The sequence below is a fragment of the Xenorhabdus yunnanensis genome, from assembly GCF_028598805.1.
Classification (GTDB): domain Bacteria; phylum Pseudomonadota; class Gammaproteobacteria; order Enterobacterales; family Enterobacteriaceae; genus Xenorhabdus; species Xenorhabdus yunnanensis.
The window spans coordinates 1-223 of record NZ_JAQRFI010000348.1; the positions used below are offsets into that span (position 1 = coordinate 1).

The 223-nt window shown below is 49.3% G+C and carries 1 protein-coding gene; it reads right to left on the minus strand.

The features are described from left to right. Position 1: 1 nt before the first annotated feature. Positions 2-223, minus strand: a 222-nt coding sequence (locus tag PSI23_RS23800; RefSeq protein ID WP_273557106.1) for a tail fiber assembly protein, incomplete at its 5' end; no start/stop codon positions are given.

Sequence of the window (223 nt, forward strand, 5' to 3'; positions counted from 1 at the left end):
ATTATTTGGGTTGCTCCGGCCAATCAATATCCGGGGCAATTGCGCAATTAACCCGGTTCAGCAATACCCGATATTTACGCCAGTTAATTAAGGCCTTTTTTTCTTCATCCGAGGCCATATCTAAGTCGGCAGCATCCTGTAGTGGCGCAATAGCTTTTGTCGCCAGTGACATCCGGTACTGCTTTTCTCGTTCCGCCCGGTGCTGCAATTCCTCTTGTGTCGG